The 19,374-nt window shown below is 32.7% G+C and carries 17 protein-coding genes and 1 riboswitch; of the genes, 9 read left to right on the forward strand and 8 right to left on the reverse strand.

The window, feature by feature from the left end; translation table 11 throughout:
* Window positions 1-44: 44 nt before the first annotated feature.
* Window positions 45-1,019, reverse strand: a complete 975-nt coding sequence (locus EG242_RS03260) for a ribonucleotide-diphosphate reductase subunit beta (RefSeq protein ID WP_124898490.1) — start codon at window positions 1,017-1,019, stop codon at window positions 45-47.
* Window positions 1,020-1,096: 77 nt separating this feature from the next.
* Window positions 1,097-1,236, reverse strand: a riboswitch (adenosylcobalamin (AdoCbl) riboswitch).
* Between the two features lie 410 nt (window positions 1,237-1,646).
* On the opposite strand from EG242_RS03260, the gene EG242_RS03265 reads away from it, so the two are divergent.
* The 5 genes from EG242_RS03265 (at window position 1,647) to EG242_RS03285 (ending at window position 8,374) form a co-directional block, all read left to right on the forward strand.
* Window positions 1,647-4,205 carry an adenosylcobalamin-dependent ribonucleoside-diphosphate reductase gene (locus tag EG242_RS03265; protein WP_124898491.1) on the forward strand — a complete coding sequence of 853 codons (2,559 nt, stop codon included), beginning with the start codon at window positions 1,647-1,649 and terminating at the stop codon, window positions 4,203-4,205.
* A 110-nt stretch (window positions 4,206-4,315) separates the two neighbouring features.
* Window positions 4,316-5,422 carry a leucine-rich repeat domain-containing protein gene (locus EG242_RS03270; RefSeq protein WP_124898492.1) on the forward strand — a complete coding sequence of 369 codons (1,107 nt, stop codon included), beginning with the start codon at window positions 4,316-4,318 and terminating at the stop codon, window positions 5,420-5,422.
* 78 nt (window positions 5,423-5,500) lie between these two features.
* Complete coding sequence (prfA, locus tag EG242_RS03275) at window positions 5,501-6,574, forward strand: peptide chain release factor 1 (protein WP_124898564.1); 1,074 nt, start codon at window positions 5,501-5,503, stop codon at window positions 6,572-6,574.
* A gap of 176 nt (window positions 6,575-6,750) precedes the next feature.
* Window positions 6,751-7,569, forward strand: a complete 819-nt coding sequence (gene pyrF, locus EG242_RS03280) for an orotidine-5'-phosphate decarboxylase (RefSeq protein ID WP_124898493.1) — start codon at window positions 6,751-6,753, stop codon at window positions 7,567-7,569.
* Window position 7,570: 1 nt separating this feature from the next.
* Entirely contained in the window at window positions 7,571-8,374 is an 804-nt protein-coding gene (locus EG242_RS03285) for a helical backbone metal receptor (RefSeq protein ID WP_124898494.1), read from the forward strand.
* A gap of 37 nt (window positions 8,375-8,411) precedes the next feature.
* Here the strand turns inward: EG242_RS03285 and EG242_RS03290 are convergent, their stop codons facing one another.
* Window positions 8,412-8,948 carry a lipocalin family protein gene (locus tag EG242_RS03290; protein ID WP_124898495.1) on the reverse strand — a complete coding sequence of 179 codons (537 nt, stop codon included), beginning with the start codon at window positions 8,946-8,948 and terminating at the stop codon, window positions 8,412-8,414.
* Window positions 8,949-9,046: 98 nt separating this feature from the next.
* Between EG242_RS03290 and EG242_RS03295 the strand changes: the two genes are divergently transcribed.
* Complete coding sequence (locus tag EG242_RS03295; RefSeq protein WP_124898496.1) at window positions 9,047-9,481, forward strand: FKBP-type peptidyl-prolyl cis-trans isomerase; 435 nt, start codon at window positions 9,047-9,049, stop codon at window positions 9,479-9,481.
* Window positions 9,482-9,519: 38 nt separating this feature from the next.
* Here EG242_RS03295 and EG242_RS03300 read toward each other — a convergent pair whose 3' ends face one another.
* The 4 genes from EG242_RS03300 to ccsA all read right to left on the reverse strand — a co-directional run bounded on the left by EG242_RS03300 (window position 9,520) and on the right by ccsA (window position 15,898).
* Window positions 9,520-10,248: a DUF4197 domain-containing protein gene (locus EG242_RS03300; RefSeq protein WP_124898497.1), complete on the reverse strand. Its 729-nt coding sequence runs from the start codon at window positions 10,246-10,248 to the stop codon at window positions 9,520-9,522.
* 13 nt (window positions 10,249-10,261) lie between these two features.
* On the reverse strand, window positions 10,262-11,911 hold the full coding sequence (gene menD, locus EG242_RS03305) for a 2-succinyl-5-enolpyruvyl-6-hydroxy-3-cyclohexene-1-carboxylic-acid synthase (RefSeq protein WP_124898498.1): 1,650 nt from the start codon (window positions 11,909-11,911) through the stop codon (window positions 10,262-10,264).
* Between the two features lie 140 nt (window positions 11,912-12,051).
* A complete protein-coding gene (locus EG242_RS03310; protein ID WP_397257812.1) occupies window positions 12,052-12,552 on the reverse strand; it encodes a glutathione peroxidase in 501 nt (166 codons plus the stop codon).
* A gap of 184 nt (window positions 12,553-12,736) precedes the next feature.
* Window positions 12,737-15,898: a cytochrome c biogenesis protein gene (gene ccsA, locus EG242_RS03315; RefSeq protein ID WP_235831858.1), complete on the reverse strand. Its 3,162-nt coding sequence runs from the start codon at window positions 15,896-15,898 to the stop codon at window positions 12,737-12,739.
* 149 nt (window positions 15,899-16,047) lie between these two features.
* Between ccsA and EG242_RS03320 the strand changes: the two genes are divergently transcribed.
* Window positions 16,048-17,238: a pyridoxal phosphate-dependent aminotransferase gene (locus EG242_RS03320; RefSeq protein WP_124898500.1), complete on the forward strand. Its 1,191-nt coding sequence runs from the start codon at window positions 16,048-16,050 to the stop codon at window positions 17,236-17,238.
* Between the two features lie 26 nt (window positions 17,239-17,264).
* Here the strand turns inward: EG242_RS03320 and EG242_RS03325 are convergent, their stop codons facing one another.
* Together EG242_RS03325 and msrA are read right to left on the reverse strand one after the other, a co-directional pair.
* Window positions 17,265-17,570 carry a hypothetical protein gene (locus tag EG242_RS03325; protein WP_124898501.1) on the reverse strand — a complete coding sequence of 102 codons (306 nt, stop codon included), beginning with the start codon at window positions 17,568-17,570 and terminating at the stop codon, window positions 17,265-17,267.
* Between the two features lie 48 nt (window positions 17,571-17,618).
* Window positions 17,619-18,164 carry a peptide-methionine (S)-S-oxide reductase MsrA gene (gene msrA / locus EG242_RS03330; RefSeq protein ID WP_124898502.1) on the reverse strand — a complete coding sequence of 182 codons (546 nt, stop codon included), beginning with the start codon at window positions 18,162-18,164 and terminating at the stop codon, window positions 17,619-17,621.
* Window positions 18,165-18,271: 107 nt separating this feature from the next.
* Here msrA and EG242_RS03335 point away from each other — a divergent pair, with 107 nt between their 5' ends.
* Window positions 18,272-18,934, forward strand: coding sequence for an ABC transporter ATP-binding protein (locus EG242_RS03335; RefSeq protein WP_124898503.1), 663 nt, complete (start codon window positions 18,272-18,274; stop codon window positions 18,932-18,934).
* Window positions 18,935-18,951: 17 nt separating this feature from the next.
* On the forward strand, window positions 18,952-19,374 hold the full coding sequence (locus EG242_RS03340) for a DUF2750 domain-containing protein (protein ID WP_124898504.1): 423 nt from the start codon (window positions 18,952-18,954) through the stop codon (window positions 19,372-19,374).

Genomic DNA, 19,374 nt, shown 5'->3' on the forward strand with positions numbered 1-19,374 from the left:
TATTCTAGGTTGGGATAAAATTCGTAATAGTCTAAATACTTCTGTTAAAATAAATCGTTAGCAGTTATACTTTTGTCGTGTTTGGTGTAGTCAACAGGTCGTTTGGCAAAGAAATCATCAAGGCTGTTGGCAAAAATTTCCTCTTCAAACCAAATCATTGGCTGATACTCTTTTTCAGAAATATTAAAAATCTTTTCCAAACCAATTTGTTTTAAACTTTCATCTAATCTAAATTTCATGAAGTTTAATAGATTTTCTTTTGATATGGTTTCTAATTCGCTCCACTCAAAAATCCAATCCAATATTTCGCTTTCAATTTCAATAGATTCTTTTACAATGGTATTTATTTCGTTGATTGAAGTGGCATCAAAATAATCAGGAAATTCTTCTTTTATTTTATTGATGATGTAAATGCCTGCATTGGCATGAATTTGCTCGTCTACCGATGTCCACGCAATAATATTGCTCACGTTTTTCATGGCTCCTTTAAAGCGAGTAAACGATAAAATAATAGCAAACTGACTAAATAACGACACGTTTTCAATTAAAATAGTGAACAGAATCAGCGATTTTAGATAGTCTTTTTTATTATCGGCTTTTGAGTGTTTTAAAGCGTTTGATAAATAATCGATCCGTTTTTTAATAACCGGTATGTCAATAATTTTTTCAAAGGCATTGTTGAAACCCAATACTTCTAATAATCGGGAATAAGCTTCGGAATGTCGAAATTCACATTCGGCAAACGTACTACCCAATCCGTTAAATTCTGGTTTTGGTAAATGCGTAAACAAATTACCCCAAAAAGTTTTAACATTCACTTCAATTTGAGCAATAGCAAGCAGACTGCGTTTTACAATTTCCTGTTCTACGGATGATAAATGTGAGTGAAAGTCTTGAATATCTGCCGTAAAATCAACTTCAGAATGCACCCAAAACGATCGGTTAATAGCGTTGGTAAACTCTAAAATTTCAGGATATTCAAAAGGTTTGTAATTAATCCGTTTAGTGAAAATACTCATAACTTAATATTATTTAATGAAACAATAGAAAGTAAATTCCGAAGTAAGCGTTTCATAAATAATAAGGAAAGGCAAATTTCAGACATTTACTTTTTGTGCGAAAGCAACGTCTATTATCTGCCTAAGGTCTGACTCATAAGATCATTCTTATTTACAGTTGCGCAACAGTTCAAGGTTTTCACTTGATTCTTATACGACAGATAATTGATGTAGTAAAAGTATCTGTTTTTACAATAAAAAAACAAAAAATAAGCATATAGTTATAAACAATATTAGTTGATAACTTTTTTATAGATAATTTTAATTTTGAAAACAATTATTACCTTACTAATGTTTCTTGTTGTAATTATTTGTAAACTTTTTGTATTATAAAAATATGTAATTTACTGATTATTAGTTTTTTGATGTTATTTATTTGTAAATTTTGTGTTTTTAGTAGTTTTCAACAGTTGTTTATAACTTAAAAAAATATTTTTATTGAATTAATATGAAATGTAAAAAAAGTTTGTAATTTTAGAAAGTTGAAAACAAGAAAGTGATACTCTTTTAAAGGGTTGAATTTAAAAGGATTGATCATTTTCTTGTACAGAAAAATAGTATTGTTAACACAGAAAAAAGAATTAGGATATGGAAATAGAAGTTGCAAATCAAAGAAAAATCTACACTTATGACGAGGCGATAAAAGCTTCGACCGAATATTTTAAAGGCGATACATTAGCCGCAACCGTATTTATTAATAAGTATGCGTTGAAAGATTCGGAAGGAAATATTTACGAATCTACACCAGATGAAATGCACCAACGTATTGCTTCTGAAATTGCTCGTGTGGAATCGAAATACGCAAACCCAATGAGTGAAGAAGAGTTGTTTAATTTGATTAAAAACTTCACCTATATCATTCCTCAAGGTAGCCCAATGACTGGTATTGGCAACCCTTTTCAAATTGCATCATTATCAAACTGTTTCGTAATTGGTAACAATGGCGACAGCGATTCTTATGGGGGCATCATGAAGATCGATCAAGAGCAAGTACAGTTAATGAAACGTAGAGGTGGAGTAGGGCATGACTTATCACACATCCGTCCTAAAGGATCACCAGTAAAGAACTCAGCTTTAACATCAACAGGATTGGTTCCTTTTATGGAGCGTTTTTCTAATTCAACCCGCGAAGTAGCACAAGATGGTCGTCGTGGTGCGTTAATGTTGTCTGTATCCATCAACCATCCAGATGCCGAAGGATTCATTGATGCCAAGTTAGAACAAGGAAAAGTAACCGGAGCCAACGTATCGGTTCGTATCGATGATTCGTTCATGAAAGCGGTTCGCAATAACGCAGCTTATACACAGAAATATCCTATATTTTCTCAAAATCCTAAATTTTCAAAAGACATTCAGGCAGCCGATTTATGGAAAAAAATTGTGCATAACGCATGGAAATCTGCCGAACCAGGAATTTTATTTTGGGATACTATTATTAATGAATCATTGCCAGATTGTTACGCCGATTTAGGTTACAAAACTTTATCAACAAACCCTTGTGGCGAAATTCCATTATGTGCGTACGATTCTTGTCGTTTATTGGCGATTAATTTATTCTCGTATGTTGAAAATCCGTTTACCAAAGAGGCGTCTTTTAATTTTGAATTGTTCAAAAACCACGTAGCTATTGCACAACGTATGATGGATGATATTATTGATTTAGAATTAGAAAAAATCGATACCATTATCCAAAAAATCGACGAAGATCCTGAAGAAGTAGAAGTAAAACGTATTGAACGCAATTTATGGATCGAAATCCGTAAAAAAGCAGACGAAGGTCGTAGAACCGGAGTGGGTATTACTGCAGAAGGCGATATGTTGGCTGGTTTAGGTATTCGTTACGGATCTAAAGAAGGAAACGCATTTTCTGTTGAAATTCACAAAACATTGGCATTGGCTGCGTATCGTTCGTCGGTAGAAATGGCTAAAGAGCGTGGTGCTTTTGCAATTTACGATGCCAAACGTGAAGAGAATAATCCGTTTGCGCTGCGCATTAAAGAAAACGATCCGGCTTTATATAACGATATGCAAGAGTACGGTCGTAGAAACATTGCCTTATTAACCATTGCCCCAACAGGATCAACTTCTATTTTATCGCAAACAACATCGGGTATCGAACCTGTTTTCTTACCTGTTTATAAACGCAGAAGAAAAGTAAATCCGAATGATAAAGATGTACGCATTGATTTTATTGATGAATTAGGTGATTCTTGGGAAGAATATGTAGTATTCCACCATAAATTTAAAATGTGGATGGAAGTTAACGGCATCGATACGTCTATCAATTACTCAAACGAGGAAATCAACGAATTAATCGAAAAATCACCTTATTACAAAGCTACTTCAAACGATGTTGATTATATCAGCAAAGTAGAAATGCAAGGTGCCATTCAAAAATGGGTAGATCATTCTATATCAGTAACCATCAATGTACCTAACGATGTTTCAGAAGAATTGGTAGGTCAATTATATATGAAAGCATGGGAAGTTGGATGTAAGGGAGTAACCGTTTACCGCGATGGATCTCGTTCTGGTGTATTGATTTCAAACGATAAAAAAGAAGATAAAAAAGAAGAAGTAGAAACAAAAGAAACTACTTTTCCAACAAAACGCCCGCAAGTTTTAGAAGCCGATGTAGTTCGTTTCCAAAATAATAAAGAAAAATGGATTGCTTTTATTGGAAAAATCGACGATCAACCGTATGAAATTTTTACCGGTTTAGCCGATGACGAAGACGGAATTTTAATTCCACGTTGGGTAAACGAAGGTTTTATTATTAAAAATAAAGAAGATAACGGAAATACACGTTACGATTTTCAATACGTAAACCAACGCGGTTATAAAACAACCATTGAAGGTTTATCGTATCGTTTTGATCCAGAGTTTTGGAACTATGCCAAATTAATTTCTGGAACTTTACGTCACGGAATGAAAATTGAAAACGTGGTAGATTTAATTAATTCTCTGCAATTAGATAACGAATCGATCAACACTTGGAAAAACGGAGTTGCCAGAGCGTTAAAACGATTTGTTCCAGACGGTACCGAAGCTACTGGGCAAAAATGCAGCAACTGTAATTCAACCAACTTAATGTATCAAGAAGGTTGTTTAACGTGTAAAGACTGTGGATCGTCTAAGTGTGGGTAATTGAATTTGTATTCAAAAAATATAATGACAGATAAATGAATTTAAGAGGAACTTTTATAGTTCCTCTTTTTTTGTATTTTTAATCAATTAAAATTTAAAGTACAAATAAAATGAGATATGACATCATAATTACATTGATATTAGTTTTAATTCATACGGGATTGTTTGCGAATGAGACTATTAGTTTTACATGGGAAGGAGGGGGACATAAAAATTTTCAATTAACAGCAACCTTCAATGAAGAATATACTATTGATTGGGGTGACGGAATTGTTGAAAAGATGTTAGGGAATCAAAGGGATTTATTAAGGCATAATTATCATGATGATAATGAGTATACTGTAATTATTAAAAGTGTTCGAGATAATTGTTTTTTTACCGATTTGTACATTAGAGGGTCGAAATTAATTCACTTAGATGTATCAAAAGGTTTCTCATTAAAAAATATAATTTGTAGTATAAACCAATTATCGATTTTAGATGTTTCTAATAACGTCAACTTAGAAACTTTAGGATGTGATAATAATAAAATAAAAAAGCTGGATCTTAGTAAAAATAAGAAATTGACTATTTTGAATTGCAATGGGAATTTATTAAAAGTTTTAAATTTAAACACTTGCGAAAAATTACACACTTTGTATTGTAGTAATAACAGACTTTTAATTTTGGAAATACAGAAGTTACCTTATTTACGAACTATAAATTGTTCTTTTAATCATTTAACCTCTTTAGATGTAACAGGTAGTGACAATTTATATTCTTTAAATTGTCAAAATAATAAATTAACCAATCTGAATATAATCAAAAACTCATCAATTGGCTTGGACTATGGAAATTCTATCAGAGAGTTGAACTGTTACAATAATTCATTAAAATTATCCGATTTATATAAAATAAATAAAGTAGCGACTCCTTTTAGTCGAATTTTTGGAAGACAAGTATTAAAATCAATTCTTATAAATATTGGTGAGATAGTTGATTTTAGTGAAGAAAGAAAGTTTGATGGAATTGAAACATCTTTTACCATAACAGAAAAAGGAATAACATCATCCTCTGAAAAATATCTGATTAGTGAAGGCAAAATTAAATTTACCCAAGAAGGAAATTATACGATTACATTTAAGAATTCCAATATAAAAGATGGTAATCACGGCGGAACACAAGGTAATTGGCAAGATACAGTTCAAATAGAGATTGATATCATAGTTAAAAAATAGAGTTATATCAATTTTAGATAATATTATATTTTGCATAAACTTTTTCGTAAATTTGCAAACTGAAAATGTTCAATTATGATGTTAGATCGTTTACAATATGTAAAACAACGTTATGATGAGGTTTCTGATTTGATTATTCAGCCAGATATTATTGCCGATCAAAAACGTTACGTACAATTAAATAAAGAATACAAAGACTTAAAAGGCTTGGTAGAAAAGCGTGAAGAGTATATAAATATCGTTGGAAATATTGATGAAGCTAAAGAAATCATTGCAGACGGAAGCGATGCAGAAATGGTTGAAATGGCTAAAATGCAGTTAGACGAAGCACAAACACGCTTACCTGAATTAGAAGAAGAAATTAAGTTTATGCTTATTCCTAAAGATCCGGAAGACGCTAAAAACGTAATGGTCGAAATTCGTGCAGGAACAGGTGGAGACGAAGCTTCTATTTTTGCAGGCGATTTGTTTCGTATGTACACAAAATTTTGCGAAACTAAGGGGTGGAGAACTTCAGTTGTAGATTTAAACGAAGGAACATCGGGCGGATTCAAAGAGATTATTTTTGAAGTTTCTGGCGAAGATGTTTACGGAAGTTTAAAATACGAAGCAGGCGTACACCGCGTGCAACGTGTTCCACAAACCGAAACACAAGGTCGCGTACACACATCGGCAGCAACCGTAATGGTTTTACCGGAAGCAGAAGAGTTCGATGTTCAAATTGATATGAACGAAGTTCGTGTAGATTTTTTCTGTTCATCGGGTCCGGGGGGGCAGTCGGTAAATACCACAAAATCTGCGGTTCGTTTAACGCACATTCCAACAGGTTTGGTGGCGCAATGTCAAGATCAAAAATCGCAACATAAAAATAAAGATAAAGCCTTAATCGTTTTACGTTCGCGTTTATACGAAATGGAATTAGCTAAAAAGCAAGCTGAAGACGCAACAAAACGTTCTTCTCAGGTTTCATCGGGCGACCGTTCTGCTAAAATTCGTACCTATAACTATCCGCAAGGTCGTGTAACCGATCACCGTATTGGTATGGACGTTTTTGATATGGATGGTGTAATGAGTGGGAAAATTCAGAAATTTATCGATGAATTACAGCTTGTAGCAAATACCGAAAAGTTAAAAGAATCAGAAGTATTCTAATTTAATATATTTGTAAAGCCTCTTTTTTAGAGGCTTTTTTTTCTATTTTTAAAGCATAAACATTCGGCATTTTTTTACATAGTCCCGCTTTCGTTCATAGTTTTGTTTCACAAAAGCTAATCCACTCAATCGGGGCTAAACACAATCATAGTGCCTGTTTTTAAAGTTTCAAAAAAATGACTACAAAACAACTTTACAACCAAATTCAGCAAAAAAAATCATTTCTATGTGTAGGTTTAGATGTTGATTTAAATAAAATTCCACAGCATTTGTTAGCAACCGAAGATCCAATTTTCGAGTTTAACAAAGCAATTATCGATGCCACACACGATTTATGTGTATCATACAAACCAAACACCGCTTTTTACGAAGCTTACGGTTTAAAAGGTTGGCAATCTTTAGAAAAAACAATCAATTACATCAACGAAAACTATCCGGATATTTTTACGATAGCTGATGCCAAACGTGGCGATATCGGTAATACGTCAACCATGTACGCCAAAGCTTTTTTAGAAGATCTAAATTTCGATTCGGTTACCGTTGCACCTTATATGGGTAAAGATTCTGTTGAGCCTTTTTTAGCTTTTGAAAACAAACATACTATTTTGCTGGCATTAACATCAAACGAAGGTGCATTTGATTTTCAAACGCAACAAGTAAACGATAAACCAATGTATCAAACGGTATTAGAAACATCGAAAATCTGGAAAAATAGCGAAAATTTAATGTATGTTGTCGGGGCAACCAAAGCAGAATATTTTAAAGAAATTCGCAACATTGTTCCCGATTCATTTTTATTAGTTCCAGGAGTAGGCGCACAAGGCGGAAGTTTAGAGGATGTTTGCAAATACGGAATGAACAAACAAGTTGGTTTGTTAATAAATTCATCGCGCGGAATCATTTATGCATCAAACCAAAAAGATTTTGCAGAAGCTGCCCGAACCGAAGCGTTAAAACTTCAAAAAGCAATGGAAATAATTTTAGAACAAAACTAAAATGCTTACAATTACAGACGATTTAGGATCGCAACATATCTTTAACCAAACACCAAAGCGTATCATTTCATTGGTGCCTTCATTAACCGAAACTTTGTACGAATTAGGTTTAGAAGATCAAATAATTGGTATAACAAAGTTTTGTGTGCATCCGTATCATTTAAAATCGGTAAAAATAAATATTGGTGGCACTAAAAAAGTTCATATCGAAAAAATTAAGGCGCTTAATCCAGATATTATTATTGCCAATAAAGAAGAAAATACGCTTGAAATCGTTGAAAGCCTTAAAGATATTTGTCCTGTTTTTGTAACTGATATTGTTACGGTAGAAGATACGTTGAAAACAATAACCGATTTAGGAAAAATTTTTAAACGTACTACCGATGCTAAAAAATGGGTCGAAAAAATTAAGTTTGCAAACGATGATTTTGAACGTTTCATGGAAGCCAAACAATGGCAAAAAGCAGCGTATTTAATTTGGCGTGAGCCTTATATGGCGGCTGGAAATGACACGTTTATCAACGAAATGTTAAAGCTAAATAGGTTTAATAATATTTACGAAGATTTTGAAGAAAGATATCCCGAAGTTGAAATCAGAAAAATGCGTATTCAAGGCGATCCCGATTTGGTTTTACTATCGTCTGAACCTTATCCGTTCAAAGAAGAGCACGCGTTTGAAATTGGTCGAGTTACACATCATGCAAAAACTGTTTTTGTAGATGGCGAAATGTTTTCGTGGTATGGAACTCGTTTATTTAAAGCGTTCCAGTATTTTAAAGCCTTACAAAAAAGAATAGAAGAATAAAAAAACTGAATCTGTTACGGGATTCAGTTTTTTGTTTTTAATCATGTTCTGGCCAAACCAATTTATCGGTATTGTATCCAAAACTTTCTGCTTTTAAAACAAAATATTGTCTAACTATTTCGGGCATTGTTTTTTCTCTAGAAAGTATCCACATATAATCGGTATTTCTACCAAAAACAAGCGCATATTTGTAGTCATTTGTAATTTCAACCACATTGTATTCATCATAAAAAGGTCCCCAAAAAGAGACTTTTAAAGCACCTGTATTCTTTTTACGAAGTTTTGCTTTGCCTTCTGCAATTTCCCATTCTTCTTTTACATAGTTCCAACCTTGGTTCACTACTTTAATAGAATTGTCTTTATTTAAACTGTAATGCGCTGTGGTATTGTTCAGGTTTTTTTCAAAACTAAAATCTAAACGGGCAATTTCGTACCAACGTCCAAGATATCTCATGGTATCAAACGGAGTAACAACGGTAATATCTTCGTTTTTTTTCCTGTTTTTTAATGCTAAATAGGCGAGAGATCCAATACCTACGGCACCTGCTGTTAATAAAATTTTCTTTCTTTGCATGATTTTTTCTTTTAAAGTTACAAAAAAAGATGCGGAAAATCAAAATAGACGGCTTAAAGAATTAGTATATTTGATTTTTAAACGATATAAAATACCAAATGGGAGTAGCAGAATTATTATTAAAACGTAAGCAAGAATTAACTGCAAAAAATGTAAATGAAGGAGAAGTTTTTAGAACGAATTTTGAGCTGAAAACGAATGTTGTTAAGTTAGAAAGCGGTGTATTGTATAGAATAATTGAACATGGTTCGGGTATTTTACCAACTATGGATAGTAAGGTTCGATGCCACTACCACGGAACAAATATTTACGGCGAAGTGTTTGACAGTTCTGTAGAACGCGGAAAACCAGCCGATTTTCAAATAAGCAAATTAATAAAAGGTTGGCAAGAAGTAATGCCGCTGCTAAAAGTTGGATCAAAAGCTAAAATTGTAATTCCACCGGATGCTGCTTATGGCGATCAGCAAATTTCAAAAGAAATTGGTCCACGAAGCACATTGATTTTTGAAGTAGAATTGTTAGAAGTCCTATAGAAAAAAACGCTTTCGTCATGAAAGCGTTTTTCGTATAATTACTTTTTATCTTGCATTGCAAAGACAGATTTTAATAAGTTAGTAGAACGTGCAGAAACATTTGTTCTAATATTTGCTTCTTCTTTTTCAATCATAGTGTAAACGCCGGTTAATGCTTGCTGCGTTACGTAATCTGTTAAATCTGGATTGATTTTTTTAACCATTGGTATGGCATTATATTTTGTAATAATGTTGCTCCAAACTTTATCGGCACCTACTTTAGTGAACGACGATTTTATCACCGGATTAAATTTACTGTACAATGATGTTTTGGTAGATTTTTGTAAATATTGTGTCGCAGCATTTTTATTGCCCATTAAAATATTTGTCGCATCAGAAATACTCATCCCCGTAATAGCATCAACAAAAATAGGTGTAGCTTCTTTAACCGCATTACTTGCTGCTTTATTTAAAGATTTAATTCCTTCATCTGCCAAACTTCCTAAGCCAACATCGCGCAAAGTTTTTTCTACTTTTTGCAATTCACTTGGTAAACCAATTCTAACTAAAGAATTATTGTAAAAACCATCGGCTTTTGTAAGGTTTACTACCTGTTTGTCGATACCTTGCTGTAATGCTTCTTTTAAACCTGCAGCAATCTGAGTTTGCCCTACACCAGAACCTTCTAAAATTTGTGGTAATTGGCTAGCAGCTTGTTGTAACTGTGCACTTGTACAGCTTGACAGCATTAATGAAACAATTGTAATTGGAATGATCATTTTTTTCATACTAAATTTTTATTTATGATATACTTGTGAAATAATTTCGTAATAAATCGCGGTTAATTTTACTTGGAGTAAAAACTTCTAAAATTTGTGGTTGATCGTTTTGTGAGAATAACAATTTTAATGCCACGTTTAAATTTTCTTCGGTATCGGCGGTTAAATAATTAAACTGATACATTTTTGCCAAATGCTCGGCGGTTAAATTATGTTCTGTTTCAAAAAACGTATTAAAGGTTTTGTTTTCAACATGACCAGGTAAAATTCTAAAAATACCACCGCCACTGTTGTTTATAATTATAATTTTAAAATTTTTTGGTATATAATTGTTCCATAACGCATTACTGTCGTAAAAGAAACTAATATCGCCCGAAACTAAAACGGTAGGTTTGTTTACAATTACGGCTGCACCAATTGCTGTTGATGTGGATCCATCGATACCGCTCGTACCACGATTGCAGTAAACATCAATGCTTTTATCGGTTTCAAACAATTGTGCATATCTAATAACGGCACTGTTGCTAATTTGCAGTTGAATGTTTTGCGGAAGATTGTTCCAGATGATGTGAAACGATTTTAAATCTGAAAAAGGAATGGTATCCATATAGGTTTCATGTCCTTTTTTTCGATTTTGCATTATTGTTTGAATTTTCTCTGAAAAGTCGGAATTTACAACTGTAATCTGTTCTTTTGTCTGACTGATAAAATGATCTGGCGAAATAGTAATGTGCTTTGTAAGCGATGAAAAAGTATCATACGCGCGTAATTCATCAATATGCCAATGATTTTTAGCGGGATAATTTCTAAACAATGCTTTTACACGTTTTGATACGATCATTCCGCCAAAAGTCAGTAACAAATCTGGTTGAAAATCTTTAAAATCATCTTCAGAAAAAGTAGAAATCAACGTATCAATATTTGCAACAATATTTTTATGATGAATGTTAGAATTGATTTCGGTAAGAATCACCACATTTGGTAATGATGCCAAGTAATCAATATTTTCTTTTGAAATGATATCCGGATTCTGTGATCCAATCAAAACAACAATTTTCTCTGCATTTTGAACAATCGTTGTATCAAATTCTTCCTGAACTTTAACTTCTAATTCATCATTCAATAAAACGGGATGGTAACTATATTCGCTTACAATGTTGTACAAAGGCTCTTCGAAAGGAACATTAATATGCACCGGACCTTTTTTATTTTTTGATGTAGTAATGGCTTTCTGAATCAGTTCATCGTTTTCAGCTGAAGCTTCATCAGATAAATTCGCATTAAACAACGAGTGATTTTCAAAAACATTTCGCTGACGAATGGTTTGTCCGTCGCCAATATCAATTTTAGAAGTAGGTCTGTCTGCAGAAACAACAATCAACGGAATTTGACTGTAAAAAGCCTCGGCAACTGCTGGATAATAATTCAACAACGCCGAACCCGAAGTACATAAAACGGCACTTGGCTGATTGGTTTGCTGGGCAATACCCATTGCAAAAAAGGCAGCACAACGTTCGTCTACAATACTGTAACAAGTAAAATACGAATCGTTTGTAAAACCAATGGTTAAAGGAGCATTGCGTGAACCGGGTGAAATAATGATATGTTGGATTCCCTTTGCTTTAAAAAGTTGTAAAATACTTTGAGCCAAAGGTATTTCAGGATAATTCATTTCTAAAAATTAATTATTCAAAGATACGAACTATCCTTAAAAGTATGAATTTTATCGTTGAAAAGTCTAGTATTTACAAAAAGACCTCACAGGTTTAAAAAACCTGTGAGGTCTGAAAATGTATAACATTTTAGTGTATCTTATTTTCCTTCAATCCAATTAGTAATTTCGCTATCGGTAGGCGAAACTTTCGGACCAATCACATTTGCTAATTTTCCTTCTTCGTTAATCAGGAATTTTTGAAAATTCCATTCTACAACGAAATCTCCCAAACCGTTTTTACTTTTTTGAGTTAAGTATTGATATAAAGGTTCCATTGCATCACCTTTTACTTCAATTTTACTCATCATAGGAAAAGTAACACCGTAATTCAATTTACAAAATTCTGCAATTTCTTCGTTTGTTCCCGGATCCTGACTCATAAAATCGTTCGTTGGAAAACCAATAATTACAAAGTTTTGGTCTTTATATTGTTGATATAATTTTTCTAATTCTTCAAACTGTGGTGTTAACCCGCATTTAGATGCTGTGTTTACAATTAACACTTTTTTTCCTTTTAAATCGGCAAGATTAAAGTCACTACCAGTAATATCTTTTACTTTAAATTGATAAATAGGGTCTACATTTTTTTGTTGTTCCATGATAACTTCGGGTTTATCTGTTATAGGTTTGTTTTTTGAGCAACCTAGGGCTAAAATTGCGGTTGTTATTAAAATAAATTTCATATATTGCTTTCTGTTAAACTAGTTTAGTTATAAACAATAAAGTTATTGTTAATTTCATATTTATGCAAAAAAAAGCTTTCCATTCGGAAAGCTTTTTTTACTATTTTTTATAATACTTTTTGTATTTGTAAAATGCTAATGAGGCAAGTAGTGCAACCGAACCAACGGATATCCATATAAAAGATGGAGTTACTACTTGATCGCCTTTAGCGTAAGAATGTAAACCAGATAGGTAGAAGTTAACACCAAAATAGGTCATCATAATGCTGTAAAAAGCCAAAACCGACATAAGGTTGTATATCCATAAACCACGTAATGCAGGTACAAAACGCATGTGAATTACAAATGCATACACCATAATTGATATTAACGCCCAAGTTTCTTTAGGATCCCATCCCCAGTAACGTCCCCAGCTTTCGTTAGCCCATTGTCCGCCCAAAAAGTTACCAATAGTTAACATAACCAAACCTACAGTAATAGCCATTTCGTTAATATAGGTAATTTCTTTAAGGTTCAATTCCATTTTAGCTTTGTTGTTTTTTGTAGTAAAAATCATTAAAAACAAAGCAACAATACCTAAAATCATTCCTAAGGTAAACGGACCGTAACTACCTACAATAACGGCAACGTGTATCATTAACCAATACGAATCTAAAACTGCAGCTAACGTTCCAATAGATGGATCCATCCAATTCCAATGTGCAATCATTAATACCATTGATGCAACAAACGCAGTAGAAGCGGTAGTTAAACTAGATTTACGTCCGAAAATTAAACCAAATATCACGGTAGCCCATGCAACAAAAATCATTGATTCATAAGCGTCTGACCATGGGGCGTGCCCTGATACATACCAACGCGCAATTAAACCAAGCGTATGTAAAGCAAATAAAGCAATAACAATTCCTGTGCATACTTTAGTTAAAACACGTAACGTTTTATTGTCTTTAAAAATACGAACAATTACAATAATGAACATGATAACGGAAACATACATATAATACGAAAATAGCTTTTTAAAGACATCGTATTTATTGTACAAAGTTTCGGCTTTTACTTTTTGTTCACTAGGAATAACTTTACTTCCATATTTTTTCTGAAAGTTTTTTATTGATTCTAATAACTCGTCTGATGCTTTAAAATCTTTTGTTTCTATTGATTTTAAAAGCGATGTGGTGTACATTGGTAAGATATTTTTGGTATAGATAGAATCCATACCTTTTAAACCAGACTCGTTCAATTCTAAATACGAAACCCATTTATTGTTTTCGTGCCCCGGTATAGGAAATATTTGTAAAATTTTTCCGCTAATGGCAGAATATAAAAGGTTTACTTTTTCATCTGCTGTAATAAAATCTTTTTGAAATTGATCTTTAACCGATGCTTGATGTGCATCATCTAAAAAATCAACTAATTTATAATTCCCTTTATCATCAAAAAAGTCTGCTAACGATGCATATTTAGCATCCGAAGGAATACCTATAATAGAACGAATACTATCGTTACCTTTTTTTAGATTGATAATTGGCACATGGTACCACAATTGCGGAAATTGCGTTATAGACAACATTACCTGATCAGAATCCATATCACGGAAATGATCGTCTTTACTTACTTTACGAAGTAATTCAGACGAAAACGTATTAATCGGTTTCATACGACCGCTAATATCCTGAACAATAATAGATCCAAACAAATCGGCGTGTTCTTGGCTAACAGTTGTTTTAACTAATAGCGAATCTATTTGCGTACTTGTTGGTTTGTTATGCGCGTGTTGTGCAGTTGCAGAAAACAAACCAAACAACAAACCTATAATAGTTAAAGCTGCTTTTTTAGCGTGAATTTTGTTTAATTTTTTGCGTAAATCGCTAAAACGCGTGTTTTTGTTAAATAAAATACACAACATGGCAATATAAAGTAAGGTGTAACCAATGTAAGTTATCCAAGTTCCCCAGAAATCGTGGTTCACAGATAAGTGGGTTCCTTTTTCGTCTGGATCATAAGATGCTTGGAAAAAACGGTAACCTTTATGATCTAAAACGTGGTTCATGTAAATTCTGTAATCGAATGATTTATCTGGATCAATGATAGTAACCTGACTTTCAAAGGAAGAGTAACTTTTTTCAGTTCCAGGATATTTCTCTGCAATAAAATCGTTCAGTTTTACTTGGAATGGGGTTGTGTAAACTTTAGATCCGTAAATTAAAGTAAATTCTAAATCGCCAATGATAAAAGATTGTGGTACACCCATTTGTCCTTGCGAACCCATTAAGGTAACTTCTTCTTCTTTACCTTGTGAACGTACCGTTAATACCAAAGCATCGCTGGTATTTTTAGCTTTAAAATCACCATTCGATTTTAGAACTTTTTTACCAATTATAGGTCGATCCATAACAAACTGAACACCTTGCAAATCGTACATAGAACGATAGTTTAGTGGGGCAGGTGTATTTGCAACAACTTCACCAGTTGCTTGTGTTGCCATTACACGGTAACTTCCTGCAAATGGTGTGCTAATTTGCATTTCACCGCTTTCATTGGTATAAAAATTAATAGCACCTTCTGTTACCTTATTATAAGAATATAAAACACCATGAATGCTTTCAATAGTTCCTTCTTCAATAAAATGTTCATGACGTTCACCATGATCGGATTCTACTAATTTTAAAAAGCTTTTACCGTCTTTAGTTTCTTCAATAACTTCTTCGGCACCCATTATAAAGTCTTTAAACTCAACTTCGAAAGGAATGTTATTAAAATCTTTTTTAAGTTTAAAATGGTTTGATGCAAATGTGCTTATAAAATTATCTTTATCTAAAGCACCCGAAAACAAACGTTGGTCTTCAAAAGTTCTGCGTTTCATTTCGCCTTCTAATTCACCATCAACCATAACGGTTAAAAATGTTTTATCAGAAAAAAACTGGTTTACAGTTTCGGTTTCTCTAATAGGCATCATTCCTTCAAAACTAATATATCGGGTAACAAACGCACCAATTAATATCAAAATAAAAGAAAGGTGTAGTATTAAAGTGTCCCATTTAGCTTTACTAAATAAGTTGTATCGTTTAATGTTTCCAATAAAGTTAAAAACAAAAATTAACATAATTGCTTCAAACCATTTGGTGTTGTAAACTAAAATTCGTGCTGTATCGGTGTTGTATTCATTTTCTATAAACGTTGCAAGACCCATTACGGCTGCAAAAACAATGAATAAAACAGCCATTAACCGGGTAGATGACAAAAAAGAGATAATTTTGCTCATAGTAAATAGTTGTTGTGTACTTAGAAATTTCCCAAAAGTACTTAAATTAAATGGCTTGCCTGTGTTTTTAACTTAATTTAAACAAATAAAAAGTCATTGTGATTTAATAGAAAAAACTACATTTGTATTTTAAATAAAAAGATACAATAATGCCTAAAATTTCACATAAAGGTTTACAAATGCCCGAATCGCCAATACGTAAATTGGTGCCATTTGCAGAAACAGCAAAGAAAAAAGGAAATAAAGTATTTCATTTAAACATTGGTCAGCCCGATATTAAAACACCTGAAGTAGCTTTAAACGCAGTTAAAAATGCCGATATTACTGTTTTAGAATACAGTCATTCTGCAGGATTTGATTCGTACCGCGAAAAATTAGCAGCTTATTATCAAAAACAAGGATTGCCAATTAATAAAGAAGATATTATTATTACAACAGGTGGATCTGAAGCGTTGATTTTTGCTATGGGATCTACCATGGATGAAGGTGATGAAATCATTATTCCAGAACCTTTTTATGCAAATTACAACGGTTTTTCTACTCAAAATGGTGTAAAGGTTGTACCTGTAATGTCTGGTATTGAAACAGGTTTTGCATTGCCGCCTATTGCCGATTTTGAAAAACTAATTACTTCACGAACTAAGGCGATTTTAATATGTAATCCTGGTAATCCAACAGGATATATGTATAGTAAAGAAGAAATTCAACAATTGGCTGCATTGGTTAAAAAACACGATTTGTTTTTAATTGCCGATGAAGTTTACAGAGAATTTGCTTATGATGGTTTTGAACATTTCTCTGTAATGAACGAAGAAAGCATTGCTGAAAACGCCATAATGATTGATTCAGTTTCTAAAAGATTTAGTATGTGTGGCGCGCGTATTGGTTGTATTGTTTCTAAAAACAAAGAACTTATGACTACTGCAATGAAGTTTGCACAAGCACGTTTATCGCCACCAACTTATGCACAAATTGCTTCAGAAGCAGCTTTAGATACCCCTCAATCTTATTTTGATGATGTTATTACAGAATATAAAGAACGCCGTGATACTTTAGTAAATGCTTTAAACGCTATAGACGGCGTACAAGTAGCTATGCCTAAAGGTGCGTTTTACTGTATTGCTAAATTGCCTGTAACCAATGCAGAAGATTTTGCAAAATGGTTGTTAGAAGAATATGATTTAAACGGTGAAACAGTTATGGTTGCACCTGCGGCTGGTTTTTATTCAACACCCGGAGTTGGTTTAAACGAAGTGCGTTTAGCATACGTACTTAATAAAGAAGATTTGATAAAATCTGCCGAAATTATAAAAGAAGCGTTGAAAGTTTACAACAAATAGTAAAAAGCTGCCACTGGCAGCTTTTTTTATTGATTTTTTTTAAGTACGTAGGTATAAATCCAAGTAAGTGTAAAGGTTGGTATAAAATCTAAACCAGGTAAAGCTTCTTCTACAAAAGATACAATACCACCAATTGTTCCTACTTTTCCTTTATACATTGTTTTTAGCAATATAGCCGAAATAGGTGCCCAAATTATATCGGAAAACTCACCAAGCAATGGAATTGCAAAAGAAAGCGTTCCAATAAAATCAAACAATAAACCTAGAAACAGTAAGCGGTATTTATTCTTATCTGTAACCTTGATTTCTGGTTGTACTACAATTTCATTCATTTTTATTAAATTAACTAATTAGTATATAGTTAACAAACTACGTGCCAATTATTTAGTGACATATTCCTGAAAAAACTTCTCAAACTTTTTTACTTTCGGAGAAATAACCATGGCACAATAACTTTTTTCTGGGTTGTTGTTAAAATAATCTCTATGATAATTTTCGGCAAAATAAAAAGTAGATGCCTTACTTACTTTTGTAACCACTGGTTTGTCAAAAATATTTTCTTGGTTTAAAATTTTTACAAAAAGTTCTGCCTGATCTTTTTGATCTTTAGTAGTGTAAAAAATCTCACTTCGGTATTGAGTTCCTACATCATTTCCTTGTCGGTTTAAGGTGGTGGGGTCGTGGGTAGCAAAAAACACTTCTAATAATTCTTGATAGGTTACTAAACTGTTATCAAAAACAATTTCAATAGCTTCTGCATGCTCTGTTGTGCCAGTGCAAACGTCTTCATACGTTGGGTTTTCGGTTTTACCACCAATATATCCGGGTTTAACCTCTTTAACTCCGTTAATTTTCTGAAAAATTGCTTCGGAACACCAAAAGCATCCGTTGGCAAAAATAGCAGTTTCAATTTCAGTCAAATTCATTTTCTTTTTATAATTTTCAATTAGCAAATTAAAATTACAATTAAAAAATAGGGGTTTTATATTATTTAACTAAAAGTTTAAGTAATTTCGTTTATAAATTTAAAAGTATGATTAAAGCCGAAAATATAAGTAAACAGTTTAACGGTTTGCAGGTTTTAAAGAATGTTTCTTTAGAAATTAAAAAGGGCGAAGTTGTAGCTATTGTTGGTTCATCGGGTGCAGGAAAAACGACCTTGCTTCAAATTTTAGGTGTTTTAGATGCACCTGAAAAAAATACCGATGTTAAATTAACAATAAATGATATTAATGTTTTAGATTTAAAAGACAAACAATTAGCTGCTTTTAGAAATAAAAATTTAGGTTTTATTTTTCAGTTTCATCAGTTATTGCCAGAATTTACCGCTTTAGAAAACGTGTGTATTCCGGCATTTATTTTAGGAAAAACCAAAGCCGAAGCAGAAAAAGAAGCAAAAGAACTTTTAGATTATTTGGGGTTAAGTCATAGAATTAATCATTTTCCAAGCGAATTATCGGGAGGAGAACAACAAAGGGTTGCTGTTGCCCGGGCACTGATAAACAAACCAGCAGTAATTTTTGCCGATGAACCTTCGGGTAACCTAGATACTAATACAGCAGAAAATTTACATGAGTTGTTTTTTAAGTTGCGTGATACCTTTGGACAAACTTTTGTAATTGTGACACACAACGAAGAACTGGCAAATTTAGCCGATCGTAAATTGGTAATGAGCGATGGTAAATTTGTTGTTTAACTTAATAAACTAAAGAAGTGATAGAAGATTTTATACAGAATATAACGAAGAACAATAAGGTGTTTGTAATTGAATTTAAAGAAGACATTGCCATTTCGCAATCTTTACTTTTTAAAGACGATGCCAATAATCCGGTAAATGTTGTGTGTTTTTGGTCAAGTAAACAAGCCGCAAGTAAATGTTGTATTGATGATTGGCAAAATTACAAGCCGCAAGAAATCTGTATAGCTACTTTTATAGAAGATTATTTAGTAAATGTTTACAATGAAAGTTTTATTGCAGGCATAGATTTTAACGAACAAATGGAAGGTATAGAAGCCGATCCGCTTGATTTAATTTTAGATATTATTAAAGTACTTAAAAAAAATAAAATGAATATTGAGTTTGAATATTTTAAAAATATAACCGATTTAGAAAATCAAATTCAAAAATTACTTTAA

Origin of the sequence: Paenimyroides viscosum, from assembly GCF_003858535.1 — a bacterium.
Taxonomy (GTDB): domain Bacteria; phylum Bacteroidota; class Bacteroidia; order Flavobacteriales; family Flavobacteriaceae; genus Flavobacterium; species Flavobacterium viscosum.